This window comes from Mesorhizobium sp. B2-5-13 (assembly GCF_006440535.1).
GTDB lineage: Bacteria > Pseudomonadota > Alphaproteobacteria > Rhizobiales > Rhizobiaceae > Mesorhizobium > Mesorhizobium salmacidum.
This window is the reverse complement of the sequence record NZ_VFUI01000002.1, coordinates 118,866-137,139: the sequence shown is the minus strand read 5'-3', so window position 1 is coordinate 137,139 and position 18,274 is coordinate 118,866. Positions and strand designations below refer to the sequence as shown.

Sequence of the window (18,274 nt, the reverse complement as noted above, 5' to 3'; positions counted from 1 at the left end):
TTTGAATGTCGGCGGGACAGCGCCCCCCTCTGCCCTGCAGGACAGAGGGGGGCGCCTCGCGCCTATCTATCTACCCATCCACCAGCGCCAGCAGCTCCTCGGTATAGCGCTTGCCCATCACCTTGTCGGGCGACAGCGCATCGCCGATCGATGCCACCTCGGCCGTGCTCAGCTCAATCCCGGCCGCCGCTGTGTTCTGCTCCAGATGGCGGATTTTTCGCGCACCCGGGATCGGCACGATGAAGTCGCCCTGGTGCAGTACCCAGGCCAGCGCCAGCTGCGCCGAGGTGACGCCCTTTTCGGTCGCCATCTTGTCCAGCGTGGCGATCACCTTGGCATTGGCGGCCATGGCGTCGGCCTGGAAGCGCGGCAGACCACGGCGCCAGTCGTCGTCGCTCAGGGTCTCCGGCTTGGCGATCGTACCGGTGAGCAGACCGCGTCCGAGCGGGCTGTAGGGGACGAAGCCGATGCCGAGTTCGCGGCAGACGGCGAAGACCTCGTCTTCAGGGTCGCGGCTCCACAGCGAATATTCGCTCTGCACGGCCGCTATCGGGTGGACGGCGTGTGCCCGGCGGATGGTGGCGGCACTCGCCTCCGACAGGCCCAGCGCCCGCACCTTGCCCTCGCGCACCAGCTCGGCCATGGCGCCGACCGTATCCTCGATCGGCACGTTCGGGTCGACACGATGCTGGTAGTAGAGGTCGATGACATCGGTGCCGAGCCGCTTCAGCGAGGCCTCTGCGACAGCCTTGACATGCTCGGGGCGGCTGTCGACACCGGCCATGCGGTCGATGCCGGTGCCTTCTTCAAGAATCTTGAAGCCAAACTTGGTCGCGATCGTCACCTTGTCGCGGACGGATTTCAGCGCCTTGCCGAGCAGGATTTCGTTCTCATAGGGTCCGTAGACTTCCGCCGTGTCGAAGAAGTTGACGCCGATCTCGACGGCGCGGTGCAAGGTGGCGATCGCCTCGGCTTCTGGTTGGCCGCCGTAGGCAAAGCTCATGCCCATGCAGCCAAGGCCGACCGGGAAGACTTCGAGTTCAGTTCCTAGCTTGCGAGTTTTCATCACGCATCTCCTTGTTGTGATGCGGCAGACATAACGGCTTGCAGTCCGTTCGATAATCGGCTCTTCTTCGTACGGGTCGTTCCAAGAAATAGATCAATGAACCGAGCACATCTCTCACAGCTTGCGGTACTGGCAACCGTTGCCCAATGCGGCAGTTTTCGCGGTGCGGCCAGGGAACTGGCGATCGCGCCTTCGGCGGTGAGCCATGCGGTCTCCAGCCTGGAAGCACGGCTTGGCGTGCGCCTTTTGGCGCGCAGCACGCGCAGTGTCGCCCCGACCGAGGAAGGCGCGCAGCTGCTGGAGCGATTGCGCCCGGCACTTTCCGAGATCGACCTGGCGCTGGAGACAGCCGTCGAGGCGCGCGACCGGCCTGCCGGAAACCTGCGGCTCAGCGTGCCACGCACGTCAGCGCATCTGGTGCTGACGCCGCGGCTCGGCGCCTTTGCGTCAGCCTATCCCGACATCGTGCTGGAGATCGTCATCGAGGATCGCTTCACCGACGTGGTGGAAGGCGGTTTCGATGCGGGTGTGCGGCTCGGCGAAAGCCTGCAGCGCGACATGATCGCGGTGCGCATCGGGTCGGACATTCGTGGCGCGGTGGTGGGCGCGCCATCCTATTTCGAGACAAGCCCCAAGCCGCGCCATCCACGCGATCTCGCCGAACATCGCTGCATCCGCTTCCGCTTCTCCAGCGGTGTCCTCTACCGCTGGGAGTTCGAGAAGGACGGCGAAGAGGTCGAGATCGCGGTGCAAGGACCGCTGATCCTCGACGAGGACCATCTGATCGCTCGGGCCGCCGTCGACGGCGCCGGCCTTGCCTTCGTCTTCGAGGAGTATGTCCGCGCGCCGCTTGCCGACGGCCGGCTGATCCGCGTCCTGGAGGACTGGTGCCCGTCCTTCGACGGTTTCTTCGTCTACTATCCGAGCCGCCGGCAAATGCGGCCGGCGCTGAGGGCTTTCGTCGACTTCTTCAAGGTGAGCGGGTAGTCCTTCCTCCCCAAGGGTGGAAGAAACCCAGCCTGGCATTCGTTCGCCTCCCATGCAGACCATCACCAACACCGCGACCCGCTATGGCTGGGCAACCATCGTCCTCCACTGGCTGATCGGGATTATCTTCATCGGCCAGTTCATGCTCGGCTTCGTCATGGTCAGGACCCAAAGCCAACGCACGGCCTTCGAATTGATCCAGTTGCACAAATCCCTGGGCTTTCTGCTGCTTGGCCTCGTCATCCTGCGTATCGCCTGGCGGCTCGGCGATGCGGCACCGCCCTTGCCGCCTTCAGTCGGCATTCTTGAACGGCGTACGGCACCGCTGGCGCATCTGGCGCTCTATGTATTCCAGCTCGCCCTGCCTCTGTCCGGATGGGCGCTGGTGTCGGTTTCGACGCTGGAAATCCCCAGCATGCCGTTCAACCTGTTCGTCATGCCCAACCTGCCGCTGCCCGAATCCGACGCCGCCGAAAGTTTTTGGGCGTCGGCGCACTGGTATCTCGCCTATGCCGGCATCGTGCTCGTTGCGCTGCATGTCTGCGCGGCCCTGCGCCACCATTTCCTGCTGCGTGACAGCGTGCTCACGCGCATGATCACGCCTTCGTCAGCCGGGGAATAGAACGGGCGTTGGTCTCGTTTGTGAGGTGAGGACGCCAGAGAGCGTTGCCTCCTGACAAGGAACAACCCAATGCGTGCGCGAATCCTCGGATTGGCGGCTGCCGCCGCCTGCCTTGCCATGCCAGTCCATGCGGCAGTCGTGCTTAGCGATGCTGCCGGCAACTATACGATCAGCCAGGCTGGTTCCGCGATCCGCTTCACCATCGGCAAGGCCGGCGGCGGCGGCTTCGACGGCGCCTTTGCCCGTTTCAAGGGCACGATCCGCATCGACAACAAGGATGTCGGTCGCTCTAAGGTCGACCTCACCATCTATCCCGAAAGTGTCGGGACCGGCCAGGGCCGCATCGATGCCTTCCTGCGTTCCGACGCGGTGTTCGACGCGGCCAACAGCCCCGAAATCCAGTTCCGCTCGACCAGCGTGACCCGCACCGGCGACACGACGGCGCTCGTCACCGGCCGGCTGACGGCGCGCGGCAAGACGTTTCCGGAAAAATTCGCCGCCGAGCTCGACGGGTTGAAGGGTGGCACGATAAAATTCCACGTCACCGGCAAGGTGCTGCGCTCCCGCTACGGCATGGATGTCGGCACGCCGCTCTATTCCAACGTCGTCGATTTCGACATGACGCTGACGGGGAAAAGGGGTTAAGCGCGGCTGCGGTACCTGGTTTCCTCGCCCACTTTCGTGGCGCGAGGAACAGAGCACCCGCATTGGCTTTTCCACCGATTTCAGGCAAACCTCGTGGCCGGTAAAATCGACATGGAGAAACGTGATGTTCCGATGGGGTGTGTTGTCCACGGCCAAGATCGGCCGGGAGCAATTGTTGCCGGCGATCGTCGGGGCGGAAAACGGCGTGCTCTCGGCGATCGCCAGCCGCGACCTGTCGAAGGCCAAGGCATTGGGCGACCGCTTCGGCGCGCGCCACGCCTTCGGCTCCTATGAGGAGTTGCTCGCTTCCGACGAGGTCGACGGCGTCTATATCCCGCTGCCGACCTCGCAGCACGTCGAATGGACGGCCAAAGCCATCGAAGCCGGCAAGCATGTGTTGGTCGAAAAACCGCTGGCGCTCGACGCCAAGGACATCGCGCCGCTGATCAAGCTGCGCGACGCCAGGAAGGTGCTGGTCTGCGAAGCCTTCATGGTCATCTACCATCCGCAATGGATCAAGGTGCGTGATCTCATCGCCAGCGGCGCCATCGGCCGGCTGCGCCATGTGCAGGGCGCTTTCTCCTACTACAATGTCGACCCCAACAACATGCGCAACAAGCTTGATCTGGGCGGCGGCGCGCTGCCCGATATCGGCGTCTACCCGACCGTGTCGACGCGCTTTTCGACTGGCAAGGAGCCGCTGCGCGTGCAGGCGACGATCGAGCGCGACAAGACATTCGGCACCGACATCTATTCCTCGATCCGCGCCGATTTCGGCGATTTCGAACTGTCCTTCTATTTGTCGACCCAGATGGCGGCACGCCAAGTGATGGTGTTCCACGGTGAAAAGGGTTTCATCGAAGTGTTCTCGCCCTTCAATGCCGGGCTCTACGACCATCACCGCGTCGAACTGCACAACCAGAACCACACCGAGGCGCAGGTATTCCGCTTCCCCGGCACGCAGCAATACAGGCTCGAGGTCGAGACCTTCGCGCGGGCAGCACTTGGCGGCAAGGAGCGGGTCTTCACGCTCGAAGAATCCGTGCTCAACCAGAAAGTCATCGACGCCATCTTCCGCGCCGGCGACACAGGCGGCTGGGAGACCGTCTGAGCCATTGTTTGACGCAATTCCCTAGGGAAAGCGCTACGCGCTTTTCCCGGGAAAACCGCCCCACACTTTTCCTGGAATTGCTTGCTTAGCCGGTTAACCGGAGGAAAAATGGCTGACGACGCGGATGTGATCATTATCGGCGCCGGCCTTGCCGGGCTGGTTGCCGCCGCTGAGCTTGCCGAGGCCGGCAAGAAAATCATCATCGTCGACCAGGAGCCGGAGCAATCGTTGGGCGGTCAGGCGTTCTGGTCGTTCGGCGGACTTTTCCTCGTCGATTCGCCGGAGCAGCGGCGCATGCGCATCCGCGACTCCCATGATCTGGCGCTTGAGGACTGGATGGGCACCGCCGCTTTCGACCGGCCGGAAGACCATTGGCCGCGCAAATGGGCGGAGGCCTATGTCGGCTTTGCCGCCGGCGAGAAGCGCTCCTGGCTGATCGAGCGCGGCCTGAAGTTCTTTCCAGTCGTCGGCTGGGCCGAACGGGGCGGCGGCAATGCCATCGGCCACGGCAATTCGGTGCCGCGCTTCCACATCACCTGGGGGACCGGCCCCGGCGTGCTCGAACCTTTCGTGCTGCGCGTGCGCGAGGCGCAAAAGCGTGGATTGGTCGACTTCAGGTTCCGCCATCGTGTCAATGCGCTGACGCGGACGGGGGCAGCCGTGACCGGGGTACAGGGCGATATCCTGCAGCCGAGCACTGCCGAGCGTGGCCACAAGAGCTCGCGCGAGGTCTCAGGCGATTTCGAGCTTCATGCCCAAGCCGTAATCGTCGCCTCCGGCGGCATCGGCGCCAACCACCAGCTGGTGCGGGAAAACTGGCCCAAGCGGCTGGGCAACGCGCCGAAGCGCATGATCACCGGCGTGCCGGACCATGTCGATGGCCGCATGCTGGCCATATCGGAACAGGCCGGCGGCTCGATCATCAACCGCGACCGCATGTGGCACTATGTCGAGGGCATCAAGAATTGGGCGCCTATCTGGACCGATCACGCGATCCGCATCCTGCCCGGCCCGTCCTCGCTGTGGCTCGATGCGCGTGGGAAACGCCTGCCGGTGCCGCTCTATCCCGGCTTCGACACGCTGGGCACGCTCAGCCACATCATGAGCACCGGTTTCGACTATTCCTGGTTCATCCTGACGAAGAAAATCATCCAGAAGGAGTTCGCGCTGTCGGGTTCCGAACAGAACCCCGATTTGACGGGAAACAGCTGGCGCCAGGTGCTCGGCCGCGCCACGTCGGGCATCCCCGGCCCCGTCAAGGCGTTCATGGAAAAGGGCGAGGATTTCATCGTCGAGGCCGAATTGCCAAAGCTGGTCGCCCGCATGAACGCGCTGGCCGGCGGCGAACCGCTGCTCGATGTGGCAGGGCTCGAGCGCGAAATCCGCGCCCGCGACAGGCAGCTCGACAATCCGTTCTCCAAGGACATGCAGATCACCGCGCTGCGCGGGGCGCGGGCCTATCTCGGCGACCGGCTGATCCGCACGGCAAAGCCGCACAAGATGCTCGACCCCGCGAACGGACCGCTGATCGCGGTGCGCCTCAACATCCTGACCCGCAAGACGCTGGGCGGCCTGCAGACCGATCTCGACAGCCGCGTGCTCGGACCCGACGGCCAGCCGGTGCCGGGCCTCTATGCCGTCGGCGAAGCCGCCGGTTTCGGCGGCGGCGGCGTGCATGGATATGCGGCGCTCGAAGGCACGTTCCTGGGTGGCTGCATTTTCTCGGGCCGCGGCGCCGGCCGGGCGGCGGCACGCTCGGTGGCCTGAGACGGCAACGGCTTGCCGGTACTTGGCTGAGCCGCTGCCATCGACCGTGCAACCAATAAACCGCAGCTTAGGAGATTTGGCGCGCCCGAAGAGATTCGAACTCCTGACCCCCAGATTCGTAGTCTGGTGCTCTATCCAGCTGAGCTACGGGCGCGCATCAGGCCATGTTTTCGACGGCCCCGCGATCCGGTCCGAAAGACCGGCCGCGAATGTGTGCAGTTCCCTAACGACTGAATTTACGAAAAGCAAGCCGATCCGGCAAAAGTTTTGTCGCAAGCCTGTCACGCGGCGATGCCGGCGCCGATCCCGGCACTTCGAGCCGCTGTGGGGCCGGCCTAAATCCAGACAGCGGACGATCGGGAACGGTTGGGGAGAGCGACGGGGAAAGGCACAGCACGAAACCCTCAGGCCGGGCGGCGCAGGCCACCACGGGCCTGGTCGAGCCGCACCGGCTGGTCGGGGATGGTGACGGCGAATGTGGTGCGCCCGCCGATCGATTCGACCAATTCCACCGTGCCGCCATGCGCCCGGATCAGTTCGTGCGCGATCGCAAGGCCAAGGCCGGTGCCGCCGCTGCGCGCCGATCCGCGAAAGGCCGCGAACAGGTTTTCGCGCGCCTTCGGCGGCAGGCCGGGACCTGTGTCGGTGACGGCGATGCGGCTGACACTGCCCATGCGCTCGGCCGAGACCGCCAACCGCCGCACCACGGCGCTTTCGGTGTCGGCCGCCATCGCCTGCACCGAGTTGCGGCAAAGATTGGTGAGCACCCGGAAGAGCTGGTCGGAATCGGCATCCACCTCGAAAGCCATCTCGACGGCGTTGATGAACTCAATGCCCTCCTCGATGTCGAGCAGGCCGTGCACCTCCTCGACCAGTTGGCGCAGCCTCACCCTGCGGCGCGAAGGCGGCGGCTCCTGCGTGCGGCCGTAATGAAGCACGCCCTCCGAATAGGAGACGGCGCGGTCGAGCGCGCGCAACAGTTTTGGCGCGAAGGCCTGCACGGTCGGATCCTTGACCTGGCGCAGGCGGTCCGACATCAGCTGGGCCGAGGCCAGGATGTTGCGCATGTCGTGGTTGATCTTCGATACCGCCAAGCCGAGGTCGGCAAGATGCTTCTGCTCGGCCAGCATCCTTTGCAGCCGCTCCTGCATCTGCGACAGTTCGCGCTCGGCCACGCCGATCTCGTCGGCGCGGTCGGCGGGGTGAATGATCCGCCCGGGGTCATCGGGAGCCTCGGAGAAGGACAGCATCGAGCGCGTCATAGTGCGGATCGGGCCGATCATGATCAGGTCGATCGCGGCATAGACCAGCATGGCCGTGAACAGCGAGATCAGGAGCGAGACGAAGGCGACGTTGCGCGAATAGATGAGCATGGCCTTGCGCAGGGAATAGTCCGGCATGATCAGCTCGAACTCCTTGTCGCTGTCGCCGACCGGTCCGAAAACGCGCAGCATCCTGTCGCCGCCGAAAAACAGCGTGTCCAGCGCGCCGGTCATGCCCTTGACCATGCCGACGCTGGCGAGATCGATGTGCTCGTCGACCTGCGGCGGCATGTCGGCCACCACCAGAAGCCGCGAGACGCCGCCGTCGCGCACCGCGATCGCCTTGGCGCCGATGGCCATCAGCACGTCATTCTGGGCCGTGCGCGACAGCGACGTCGAATCGCCCTGCACCAGCACGATCGACACGGCGGCGGCCGTGCTCAGCCTCTCCTTGAGCCAGCTCAGCCTATAGCTGGCAATCCAGGGCAGGAAGATCAGCACTTCGGCCAGCAGCACGAAAACGATGGTGAGCAGCAGCAATTTGGTCGACAGACCGCGCGACAGCGGTACCGTGCGGACAGCCGCTGGCGCCGTTCCGGTTCCTTCCCCTGCTTGGCTGGCTTCGCTCATGCGACTCGATCTTCACAATCACTTGATCAGCCAAGATTAGGCGATTACGGCTTTTTTGCCAATTTCCCCCTTGGTCGGAAAAATAGATGCTCCAAAAGAGGTGCGTCTTTAGCGCGCCGACGCCGGATTGACTTCCAAAACCCTTCTTTCTATAAGCCCGCTCACGCTCGGGCCATTCGTCCCGGCGCGGTTTCGATCGCGCCAAAGCCGGCCCGGCAAAGCTCCTGTTACAAAGTGACAGAATCAAGAAGGGCCGCACCCCGCGGTATTAAAACAAATGAAGCGTACCTACCAACCGTCCAAACTCGTCCGCAAACGCCGGCACGGCTTCCGTGCCCGCATGGCCACCAAGGGTGGTCGTAGCGTCGTCGCAGCTCGCCGCAACCGCGGCCGCAAGCGGCTCAGCGCCTAAGCGAGACGAGATCGTTGCCCGCAACCGGCAAGCCAGTGGGGCAAAATCCCAAGCGGCTTCTGAAACGCGCGGAATTCCTGGCCGTCCGTCGTGGTGAAAAGCGACGCGGACGGTTTTTCCTCGTCGAGGTCCTCGACCGCGGCGACGGCGGGGTGCCGCGCGTCGGCTACACCGTCACCAAGAAGGTCGGCAACGCTGTTGTGCGCAACCGCGTCAGGCGGCGGCTGAAAGAGGCCGTCCGCGTCCATGCGGCAGATGACATGGTGCCCGGCAATGATTATGTCATCGTCGGGCGCGATGATGCGCTGCGCGCGCCTTTCGGCCAGTTGAAGGCCGAACTCTCCCGCCGACTTCGCGGAACACGATAGGCCAAGGGCTCTCGATGGAAAACAACCGGAACTTCTTCATCACCATCGCGCTGTCGGTGCTGATCCTGGCGGTATGGCAGTACTTCTACGTGCTGCCGCGCAGCGAGGCCCAGCGCGAGGCCGCCAAGGTCGAGCAGCAGCGCGTCGAGGAACAGAAGAAGGCGGCCGAAGCGGCCAATCCGGGCGCATCGACGCCGGCCCCAGGCACTACCGCCCCGGGCGCCATTCCCAACGCCCCCGGCGGTGACGTCGTCACCGCGGCCGGCCGCGATCAGGCGCTGGCGGCATCCAAGCGCGTCAAGATCGACACGCCGAGCCTCGAGGGCTCGATCAACTTGACCGGCGCGCGGCTCGATGACCTCAAGCTCAAGCACTATACCGAGACCGTCGACAAGAATTCGCCCGAGATCGAACTGCTCAACCCGCAGGCTCTGCCCACGGGCTATTTCGCCGAGATCGGCTTTGTCGGCAACGACAAGACCGGCGCGGTGCCGGGTGCCGAAACGGTGTGGAGCGTGGACGGCAATCCGACGCTGACCCCGTCGACGCCGGTGACGCTCACCTACACCAACGACAAAGGCCTGACCTTCAAGCGCACCTTCTCCGTGGACGCGAACTACATGTTCACCGTGTCGGACACGGTGCAGAATTCCGGCTCGAGCGCGGTTTCGCTGTTCAATTATGGCCGTGTCACGCGCTATGACAAGCCGGCCGTCGCCAGCACCTATGTGCTGCATGAAGGCCTCATCGGCTTCACCGGCACGGAAGGCCTGCAGGAACACAAATACGCGTCGGTCGAGAAGGACAAGCAGTACCAGCCTGGCAAATCGACCGACGGCTGGCTCGGCATCACCGACAAATATTGGGCCGTCACGCTGGTGCCGACCGAGAAGCAGCCGTTCCAGCCGCGTTATGCCTATTTCGAGGACGGCCGCCACCGCTACCAGTCCGACTTCCTGACCGACCCGATCAATGTCGAGGCCGGCCAGTCGGCGACCGTCGAGACCGAGGTCTTCGCCGGTGCCAAGGAAGTCGCCAAGATCAACGCCTATGCCGAAGAGCGCCACATCAAGCGGTTCGACCTGCTGATCGACTGGGGCTGGTTCCACTTCATCACCAAGCCAATGTTCTGGCTGATCGACACGCTCTACAAATTCCTTGGCAATTTCGGCCTGGCGATTCTCGCCACCACCGTCATCGTCAAGGCGCTGTTTTTCCCGCTCGCCAACAAGTCCTACGCGTCGATGGCGAACATGAAGAAGGTGCAGCCCAAGATGCTCGAGATCCGCGAGAAATACGCGGACGACAAGATGAAGCAGCAGCAGGCGATGATGGAGCTGTACAAGACCGAGAAGATCAATCCGCTCGCCGGCTGCTGGCCGGTGGCGCTGCAGATTCCGGTCTTCTTCTCGCTCTACAAGGTGCTCTACATCACCATCGAGATGCGCCACGCGCCGTTCTTCGGCTGGATCCAGGATCTGGCAGCGCCCGATCCGACATCGATCTTCAACCTTTTCGGGCTGGTGCCGGTCACGCTGCCGCACATGCTGATGATCGGCGTCTGGCCGCTAATCATGGGCGTCACCATGTTCCTGCAGATGCGCATGAACCCGACGCCGCCGGATCCCACGCAGGCCGCGATCTTCACCTGGATGCCCGTCATCTTCACCTTCATGATGGCCGGGTTCCCGGCGGGTCTGGTCATCTACTGGGCCTGGAACAACACGCTGTCGATCCTGCAGCAGGGCGTGATCATGAAGCGCCAGGGCGCCAAGATCGAACTCTGGGACAATCTGGTGGCGCTGTTCCGCAAGAAACCCTCGCCGGCGGAATAGCCGGCGCCTTTTTGGCAAAAGAGCCCGCCCGGTAGACTGAACCGTAAGTGGGCGGTTTGGGCAGGGGCGGATTTGACGGCTGGGTCCTGTGTTCCACAGGGCTCAGCTTTTTAATTTCAGTGATGCAGCGTGCGATGCCGTGGTCCGGCACGCGCTAGGGACCAGGGACCGAACCGGCATCCTCCTGGCCTCCCGTCATTGATGGCAAACCAGCCGAACCTCGCTGCTGCCGGATTGCCCCGCATGGAACTTATCCTGCGTTCAAGAGTTCGCGCAAAAGGCTTCCTAAAGCTCCCGCGTGGGAGGATCAGGTCGACGCGCCTGTCCAAATTCAAGGCAGTGCAGCGGATCGGCCTCATCATGCTACTTGCAGCGAGGCATTCCGATGAGCAGCAACATTCACCCAAAGACACGCAAGCCCTCCGACAAGGATTTGAAGCAGAATCCCGGAATTGGCGCCTCCAGGGGCACGATCAAGGGTGGCAATCTTCTCGACGAGGACGAGGAACCGGACGGCGAGAACACTTTCAAGGGAGATGTCGATAACGACACCACGCCGCAAGGCGGGGTCAATCCCCGGCAGACCGGGCGAACCAACGAATAGGAGCCTGGCACGATCGGCGCCTGATTGGAGGCTGTTATGCTGGATTTCGAACACGCTAGGCATCGGATGGTGGAGGCGCACATCGCGCGCCGCGGTGTGAATGACAAGCGGGTTTTGAATGCGTTGCGCCGGGTCGCGCGGGAGCAATTCGTCGACGAGGGTTTTGAGGAATTCGCCTATGAGGACAGCCCGCTGCCGATCGGCAGCGGACAGACGATCTCCCAACCCTTCATCGTGGCGAAAATGGCTGAGATGGCCGAGATCGAGGCGACCGATCGCGTGCTGGAAATCGGCACCGGCTCGGGCTACGCGGCAGCCGTACTGGCCGAACTTGCTGAACACGTTTTCACCGTCGAGCGGCATCGATCGCTCGCGCAACAGGCGGAACGGCGGCTCAATGCCGCCGGTTACCGAAACATCGAAGTCAGGGTCGGCGACGGCACGAAAGGCTGGCAGGAAAAGGCACCCTTCGACGCTATCGTCGTCGCGGCCGCCGCCAAGTCCATTCCCCTCGGCTTGCAGGAGCAGTTGGAGATCGGCGGCAGGCTGATCATTCCGGTCGGTGAGGACCCTTACTCGCAGCGCCTCGTTCGCCTCACGCGGATTGCGGCAAACAAGTTCGAGGAGGAGGATCTCGGTGGTGTCATGTTCGTGCCGCTGATCGGCGAGCATGGCGGGCACGACGAAAACGCGCCGTCGGCGCGCGAGATACGCCCTCCTCCATTGCCGCGGCAAATCGCGCGGGCGGCCGAAGATTTGCCGCCGATCGACGATCCGGCCTTCGGCGCAATGTTCGACCGGTTCGGCAGCCGGCGCGTCGTCCTGCTCGGGGAAGCCAGCCACGGTACTTCGGAATTCTATCGTGCCCGGGCGGCTGTCACCCGACGCCTCCTCCAGCGACACGGGTTCACCATCGTGGCCGTCGAGGCGGACTGGCCGGATGCAGCACAGATCAACCGGTATGTTCGCGCAGAGGAACGGCAGTCGAAGGCGCAGCCGTTCTTCCAGCGCTTCCCGACTTGGATGTGGCGCAACACCGAGGTGTCCGAATTCATCGGCTGGCTACGCAACTACAATCGGGACTTGCCCGATCACGCGAAGGCAGGCTTCTACGGACTCGATCTCTACAATATGAGCGGCTCGATCGCCACGGTGCTTGCCTACCTAGACAAGGTCGATCCCGAAGCGGCCGCCGTAGCGCGCGAGCGCTATGGCTGTCTGATGCCATGGCAGAACGAGCCCACCACCTACGGGCGCGCGGCGCTGCGGCCGGGCTACAGAACCTGCGAAGAGGCCGTGGTGAGACAGTGCATGGATCTGTTCGAGCGGTCCATGGCCGAAGGTGACGGCGCTCTCCTCGACGCCAAACAGAGTGCACGTCTGGTCGCATCGGCCGAGCGGTACTACCGCGTGATGTACTATGGCGGCGCCGAGACCTGGAACCTCCGCGATCGGCACATGTTCGAAACGCTCGATCAGCTTCTCGAAGCGCATGGACCGGATTCGAAGGCCGTGGTGTGGGCGCATAACTCGCATATCGGCGACGCGCGGCATACCGACATGGGTATCGTCCGCGACGAGTTGAACATCGGCCAGCTCTGCCGGGAGCGCTTCGGTGCGCGGACAGCGCTGATCGGTTTCGGAACAGATACCGGTACTGTCGCCTGTGCCTCGGATTGGGACGGTGAGATGGAGGTGAAGGACGTGAATCCTTCGCTGCCGAACAGCTTCGAGCGACTGTGTCACGACAGCGGCAAACCATCGTTCCTGCTGGATTTTGGGCGCCATGGCCAGCTCGGCGACGATCTGGCGGCGCCGAGGCCGGAACGCTATATCGGCGTCATCTACCGGCCGGAGACCGAACGGCTCAGCCACTACATGGACTCGTCCGTCTCCCGCCAGTTCGACGCCTTCGTCTGGTTCGATCGAACGTCCGCTGTTACGCCGCTCACAATGTCGGCCGACAGCACCGGCAAGATTCCGGATACATTTCCGTTCGGCATCTGAATGTCCGGAACTCGATGCCAGTGCGTTGGCGGGTCAGACTGTCCTCAACCGCACCGCCTGTCGAAAGCGCCTGGCTCGTCCGGGCTTTTTCTCTGGGCGGCATCCGTTCACGTTCCCGTGATCGGCGAAACTGAAAGCGCTCGCGCGGCGTGACTGCTTGTGCGTTTCCAAAGGCTATCAATTCCGATCAGCCCTCACCCGGAGGAAGACCACATGCGCTTGCCCACATTCAGGACCATCGCCGTATCAGCCCTTGTCGCCGGCATGGCGATTTCCGCTCCCGCTTATGCCAAGAACCCGAATGTCGGCGGCGCGCCGATGTACGCCACCAAGAACATCGTCGAGAACGCTGTCAAGTCGAAGGACCACACGACGCTGGTCGCCGCCGTCAAAGCGGCCGGCCTGGTCGACACGCTGCAGGGCGCTGGCCCCTTCACCGTCTTTGCACCGACCAACGAAGCCTTCTCGGCACTGCCGAGCGGCACGGTCGACACGCTGCTGAAGCCCGAGAACAAGGACAAGCTCACCAAGGTGCTGACCGCACATGTCGTGGCCGGCAAGATTTCCGGCGCCGAGATGATGGAGAAGGCCAAGGCGATGGGCGGCAAATACGAGATGAAGACCGTCTCGGGCGACACGCTCACCGTCGAGATCAAGAAAGGCAAGCTCTACATCATGGACGAGTCCGGCGGCGAGGCGAAGGTGACGATCGCCGACGTAAACCAGTCGAACGGCGTCATCCACGTCGTCAACAAGGTCCTGTTGCCGAAGTAGCGGCTTCCGGCGAAAAGGGGCGCTGGCGGATCGTTGGGGCTTTCTCGGTCCGCCATCCCCGCCTCATGACGAGGTGCCATGTTTCTTGGGAAGCCCCTATCGGCGAGGCCGGGGTCCTGTTGTCCCTCACGGGACCCCGGTTTCTTTTGCTCCCTGTGAGGACGGATTGGCCTCAGCGGCGGTCCACCTTCGACCGCTTCCACCACCTCGACAGGCGCGCTGTCCAACCCGATCGTGATCCGCCGCGGCGACAAATCAGCTTGTCCGCCACGGAAGACTCGCTCCCCGGCCGATTGGTGCTATAGGGCGGATCACGCTATTTTGAGCAGGCGCCTCCTGTCACGGATGCGCCTCTCTGCCAGTTCCCGGACGAACCCACATGAACGGACCCAATCCCGGCATCAAGCACCCGATCCCGATGCACACGCGCGTCGGCTTCCTGAAACCGCTGGTGACAGTGCCGAATATCGAGATCGGTGACTTCACCTATTATGACGACCCGGACGGGCCGGACAAATTCGCCGAAAAATGCGTGCTGCATCACTATCCCTTCATCGGCGACAAGCTCATCATCGGCAAGTTCTGCGCCATCGCCGAAGGCGCACGCTTCATCATGAACGGCGCCAACCATGCCATGTCCGGCTTTTCGACCTATCCGTTCAACATTTTCGGTCATGGCTGGGAAAACGGTTTTGACCCGGCGACCTGGTCGAAGGAAGTGCGCGGCGATACCGTGGTCGGCAGCGATGTCTGGATCGGCATGGAGGCGGTGATCCTGCCTGGCGTGGAAATAGGCCATGGCGCCATCGTCGCCGCCAAATCGGTGGTGACGCACGATGTGCCGCCCTATGCGATCGTCGCCGGCAATGCGGCGAAAGTGGTCAAGGTGCGTTTCGACGACAGGACGATCCGGCGGCTGCTGGCGGTGGCATGGTGGGATTGGCCGGTGGACAAGGTCGGCCGCAACCTCGACGCCATCAGGGGCGCCGATATCTCTCTTCTGGAGGCAGCAGCTTGAACGTTCCCAACAGCACCGCGATCGGCACCGACCTGTTCACGCGCGGGTGGATCTTCATCCGTGGTGTGCCGGCCATGAAGTTCCTGCCGCCGGAAGGGCCGCCCGAAATCGCCTTTGCCGGCCGCTCCAATGTCGGCAAGTCGTCGCTGATCAATGCCCTGGTCAACCAGAAGGGGCTGGCGCGCACCTCCAACACGCCAGGGCGCACGCAGGAGCTCAACTATTTCGTGCCGGACGGGTTTTCCGGCGAGGGCGCCGACCTGCCGCCAATGGCGCTGGTCGACATGCCGGGCTACGGCTACGCCACGGCGCCCAAGGAGAAGGTCGACGAGTGGACCAAGCTGGTCTTCGATTATCTCAAGGGCCGGGTCACGCTGAAGCGGGTCTACGTGCTGATCGATGCCCGCCACGGCATCAAGGCCAAGGACGACGAGGTGCTGTCGCTGCTCGACAAGGCGGCGGTGTCCTACCAGATCGTGCTGACCAAGACCGACAAGATCAAGGCCGCCGGCGTGCCGCGGCTGATCGAGGAGACGCTGGCCAAGATCAAGAAGCGGCCGGCGGCGTTTCCGTTCGTGCTGGCGACCTCATCGGAAAAAGGCGAAGGTCTCGAGGAACTGCAGGCCGCGATCGTGCTTGCGGCCAATGGCGGCTAGTCATCCTGCGCGATCCGTTGACCGCGCCCTGGCAATCCGTCAACATCGCAATGCCGTTCGAGGGCAACCGGATGCGTATCGTTTTTCGTTGTGATCCCGCGCTTGCCGAAATGCTGCCTCGGCCGGTCCCCGCGCGCGGCGTCCTGCCCGACTGGCTCCGCAAGATGCCTCCGAGAGCCTATTCGGAAATCCATGGGCGAGAGATCAGGACGGTAAAACAGTGTCCGCCCTTCGTCGATGCCATGACGCATGGCTTCATGATCCTGCTGCCATGCGACGTGACCGTTGAGAACGGGGCCTTTGAATGGCGGTGGGACATCGCCGAGCCGTCAACGAAGGGCCACCCGCGTTCGCCGCTCAGCTTCCATGTCGCTGAACAGCTCGCCGGCGCACCTTTATCGAATGGGCTGGCGGCCATAAAATTCAACAGTTTCTGGACGATCGAGCTGGAGGAAGGCTGGTCCCTCTTCGCCACCCATCCGGTCAACCGCGATGATCTTCCTTTCCGCCTGGTGACTGGTGTGGTCGATTCAGATCACTTCCAGGACGCCGGCATCAATTTCCCGGCGATTTGGACCGACCAGGGTTTCGCCGGCGTGCTGGCGAAGGGCACACCGATTGCGCAATGCTTTCCCGTGCCGCGCGCCGCGCCCGAACTTGTCTTCGAAAGCTTCGATGCCGTGCGCAAAGCCTCCTATGAAAAAACCGTCGCCGATGTTCTTGCCGAACCCGGCGTCTACCGGAAGCAGTTTCGCGTAAAGCGCGCCCGCTAACCTGCAAGCAAGCCCTTCAACGTTTCGCGATCGATCCAAAGCTTGCCGTGCGGCGCTGACGTCAGGGCCATCGCGATGATGCCGAAGGTTGTGGCGCGCTGCTCGTAGGCCGCTCGATAGGCCTCGATCGCGGCGTCCATGTCGCCCGCTTCCTGAAGCACTACCCCCAGATTGACCGCCGCCTCGGCGTTGTCGGGGCGTATCTCCAGCGCTTTGCGATAGGCGGCCGCTGCCCCCACATGATCATGCAGATCCTGCCTGACAAGGGCGAGATCGAACCACGCCGATGCAGGCGCGTTTCCCTTTACGGCCCGCTCCAGCAAAGGTGCCGCGTCGGCGGGCATTCCCTCCTCGAACAGCATGCGGCCCAAACGCGCTGCCGCCTCCGCCGACAAGGGATCGGCAAGTGTCACCTGTCGCCATGCCTCGAGCGCCTGGGTCCGATCGCCTGTCTCATCGAGCGTTCGCGCCCGCTCGATGAGCACAGCGGCACCAGGCGCCAATTCGGCCGCGCGTGAGAAATGGAACAGCGCTTGGTCAACATCCCGTGCCGCCCGCGCCAAGCGGCCGGCGAGCAATTGAGCGGACGCGTTGTCAGCCCGGATCGCCAGACTTGCCTGAATATGGGAGCGGGCTCCCGAAATCTCTCCCTTGGCGAAAAGAACGGCGGCCATGAGGTGGTTGAGAGCAGGGTCGTCCGCCGCCTGGCGAAGAGCCTCCTCGCAAAGCAGCCGTGCCTGCTCGTGGCGACCGGCGTTGAAGTCCGCCACGATGCGTCGCATCTCATTCTGGAGCTTCGGAACGCCCATCCCGATCTGCCTTCACACTCGCGAACGAGAACCATTCCCGCGGAATGATCAGTTCTACCCACATCCAGACGTCGACGCTCAGCGCCTTGAGGTCAAGCCGGCTTCCGCAAAAAAATGGACGGCCGTTTCGGAGAGTCCTGTCAGGACGAATGTAAGGTCTTTTCTTCCTCTGCCAGCCTTTCGGTGCCGTAGGCTTTCAGGAACATGTCGACGCCGGACCTGACGATGTGGTCGATCTCGTCCTGGGTCGGGGCCTTCGTTCGGTAGGCGAAGATGCACTGCCGGAAAAGACCGGCCAGGCACAATTCGGTGAACTGATAGGCGGCGAGGTCGACATCTTCGATCTCGAGCAGGCCGCGCTCGATGGCGGCATTGAGGAATGTCACGACCTTGTCATGGCCGCGCTTGGGCCCGCGTTCGTAAAATCGGGCCCCCATGTCCGGTATCCTGTCGGAGGCGCCGATAACCGTACGCTGCGCCTGGATGACCCTGGCCGAGGTGATCTTCATGGACAGCACCTTGCCGAACTTGATCAGCGTCTGGCGCAGGTCGTCGGCGCGTTCGAGCACGTCGTACATGTTCTTGAAGATGGTGCCGCGCTCTTCCTCGATCAGCGCCTCGAACAGCTCTTCCTTGTTGGCGAAATAGACATAGATCGTGCCCTTGGAGACGCCGGCCTCGCGCGTGATGTCGTTCATCGAGGCGGCCTCAAAGCCCTTTTCAATGAAGACACGACGGGCGCCGTCGATGATCTGGCTGCGCTTGACCGGGTCCTGTCCAGCCGCCGGCCGGCCGCGGCGCAGACCTTCCAGCAGGTCTTCGCACGCGTCGATGTCGGCGTTGCCCACGATCTCACCCATATAAGTCGCACCTCGAAATAATTCGAACCAACCGGTTCGATTGCCTCTTGATATGGTCCTCTTTACGC

General features: G+C 63.2%; 18 protein-coding genes and 1 tRNA gene. 14 read left to right on the top strand and 5 right to left on the bottom strand.

Features of this window, described 5'->3' with window-relative positions; all coding sequences use genetic code 11:
- Positions 1-70 precede the first annotated feature (70 nt).
- Positions 71-1,066 carry an aldo/keto reductase gene (locus tag FJ434_RS03970; RefSeq protein ID WP_140748866.1) on the bottom strand — a complete coding sequence of 332 codons (996 nt, stop codon included), beginning with the start codon at positions 1,064-1,066 and terminating at the stop codon, positions 71-73.
- A gap of 96 nt (positions 1,067-1,162) precedes the next feature.
- Between FJ434_RS03970 and FJ434_RS03965 the strand changes: the two genes are divergently transcribed.
- The 5 genes from FJ434_RS03965 to FJ434_RS03945 all read left to right on the top strand — a co-directional run bounded on the left by FJ434_RS03965 (position 1,163) and on the right by FJ434_RS03945 (position 6,198).
- Positions 1,163-2,053 (top strand): LysR family transcriptional regulator, encoded by an 891-nt coding sequence (locus FJ434_RS03965; protein WP_140748863.1) that lies wholly within the window; start codon positions 1,163-1,165, stop codon positions 2,051-2,053.
- A gap of 52 nt (positions 2,054-2,105) precedes the next feature.
- Entirely contained in the window at positions 2,106-2,675 is a 570-nt protein-coding gene (locus FJ434_RS03960; RefSeq protein ID WP_140748860.1) for a cytochrome b, read from the top strand.
- A gap of 69 nt (positions 2,676-2,744) precedes the next feature.
- Positions 2,745-3,320, top strand: coding sequence for a YceI family protein (locus tag FJ434_RS03955; protein ID WP_140748857.1), 576 nt, complete (start codon positions 2,745-2,747; stop codon positions 3,318-3,320).
- A gap of 124 nt (positions 3,321-3,444) precedes the next feature.
- Complete coding sequence (locus FJ434_RS03950; protein ID WP_140508428.1) at positions 3,445-4,431, top strand: Gfo/Idh/MocA family oxidoreductase; 987 nt, start codon at positions 3,445-3,447, stop codon at positions 4,429-4,431.
- A gap of 108 nt (positions 4,432-4,539) precedes the next feature.
- A complete protein-coding gene (locus FJ434_RS03945) occupies positions 4,540-6,198 on the top strand; it encodes an FAD-binding dehydrogenase (protein WP_140748854.1) in 1,659 nt (552 codons plus the stop codon).
- A gap of 77 nt (positions 6,199-6,275) precedes the next feature.
- Here FJ434_RS03945 and FJ434_RS03940 read toward each other — a convergent pair.
- A tRNA-Arg gene (locus FJ434_RS03940) sits at positions 6,276-6,352 on the bottom strand.
- Between the two features lie 250 nt (positions 6,353-6,602).
- A complete protein-coding gene (locus FJ434_RS03935) occupies positions 6,603-8,090 on the bottom strand; it encodes a HAMP domain-containing sensor histidine kinase (protein ID WP_140508425.1) in 1,488 nt (495 codons plus the stop codon).
- A 277-nt stretch (positions 8,091-8,367) separates the two neighbouring features.
- Here FJ434_RS03935 and rpmH point away from each other — a divergent pair, with 277 nt between their 5' ends.
- The 9 genes from rpmH to FJ434_RS03890 all read left to right on the top strand — a co-directional run bounded on the left by rpmH (position 8,368) and on the right by FJ434_RS03890 (position 16,537).
- The gene (gene rpmH, locus FJ434_RS03930) at positions 8,368-8,502 is read left to right on the top strand and encodes a 50S ribosomal protein L34 (RefSeq protein WP_140508423.1); all 135 of its coding nucleotides are present in this window, start codon (positions 8,368-8,370) and stop codon (positions 8,500-8,502) included.
- A gap of 14 nt (positions 8,503-8,516) precedes the next feature.
- Positions 8,517-8,870 (top strand): ribonuclease P protein component, encoded by a 354-nt coding sequence (rnpA, locus tag FJ434_RS03925; protein ID WP_027040889.1) that lies wholly within the window; start codon positions 8,517-8,519, stop codon positions 8,868-8,870.
- A gap of 14 nt (positions 8,871-8,884) precedes the next feature.
- Positions 8,885-10,705, top strand: a complete 1,821-nt coding sequence (gene yidC / locus FJ434_RS03920) for a membrane protein insertase YidC (RefSeq protein WP_140508421.1) — start codon at positions 8,885-8,887, stop codon at positions 10,703-10,705.
- 385 nt (positions 10,706-11,090) lie between these two features.
- A complete protein-coding gene (locus tag FJ434_RS03915) occupies positions 11,091-11,309 on the top strand; it encodes a hypothetical protein (RefSeq protein ID WP_140508419.1) in 219 nt (72 codons plus the stop codon).
- A gap of 36 nt (positions 11,310-11,345) precedes the next feature.
- A complete protein-coding gene (locus FJ434_RS03910; protein WP_140508417.1) occupies positions 11,346-13,316 on the top strand; it encodes a protein-L-isoaspartate(D-aspartate) O-methyltransferase in 1,971 nt (656 codons plus the stop codon).
- 213 nt (positions 13,317-13,529) lie between these two features.
- Entirely contained in the window at positions 13,530-14,090 is a 561-nt protein-coding gene (locus tag FJ434_RS03905; protein ID WP_140508415.1) for a fasciclin domain-containing protein, read from the top strand.
- 379 nt (positions 14,091-14,469) lie between these two features.
- Positions 14,470-15,108, top strand: a complete 639-nt coding sequence (locus tag FJ434_RS03900; RefSeq protein ID WP_140508413.1) for a CatB-related O-acetyltransferase — start codon at positions 14,470-14,472, stop codon at positions 15,106-15,108.
- Positions 15,105-15,764, top strand: coding sequence for a ribosome biogenesis GTP-binding protein YihA/YsxC (gene yihA / locus FJ434_RS03895; RefSeq protein ID WP_027143852.1), 660 nt, complete (start codon positions 15,105-15,107; stop codon positions 15,762-15,764). The genes FJ434_RS03900 and yihA overlap by 4 nt, the downstream gene beginning before the upstream one ends.
- A gap of 71 nt (positions 15,765-15,835) precedes the next feature.
- The gene (locus FJ434_RS03890; protein ID WP_140508411.1) at positions 15,836-16,537 is read left to right on the top strand and encodes a hypothetical protein; all 702 of its coding nucleotides are present in this window, start codon (positions 15,836-15,838) and stop codon (positions 16,535-16,537) included.
- On the opposite strand, the gene FJ434_RS03885 is transcribed toward FJ434_RS03890, so the two are convergent.
- The gene (locus tag FJ434_RS03885) at positions 16,534-17,346 is read right to left on the bottom strand and encodes a tetratricopeptide repeat protein (protein ID WP_246678300.1); all 813 of its coding nucleotides are present in this window, start codon (positions 17,344-17,346) and stop codon (positions 16,534-16,536) included. The two genes, FJ434_RS03890 and FJ434_RS03885, sit on opposite strands and share 4 nt — an antisense overlap.
- A gap of 140 nt (positions 17,347-17,486) precedes the next feature.
- Entirely contained in the window at positions 17,487-18,206 is a 720-nt protein-coding gene (locus tag FJ434_RS03880) for a TetR/AcrR family transcriptional regulator (protein WP_140748851.1), read from the bottom strand.
- Between the last annotated feature and the right edge of the window lie 68 nt (positions 18,207-18,274).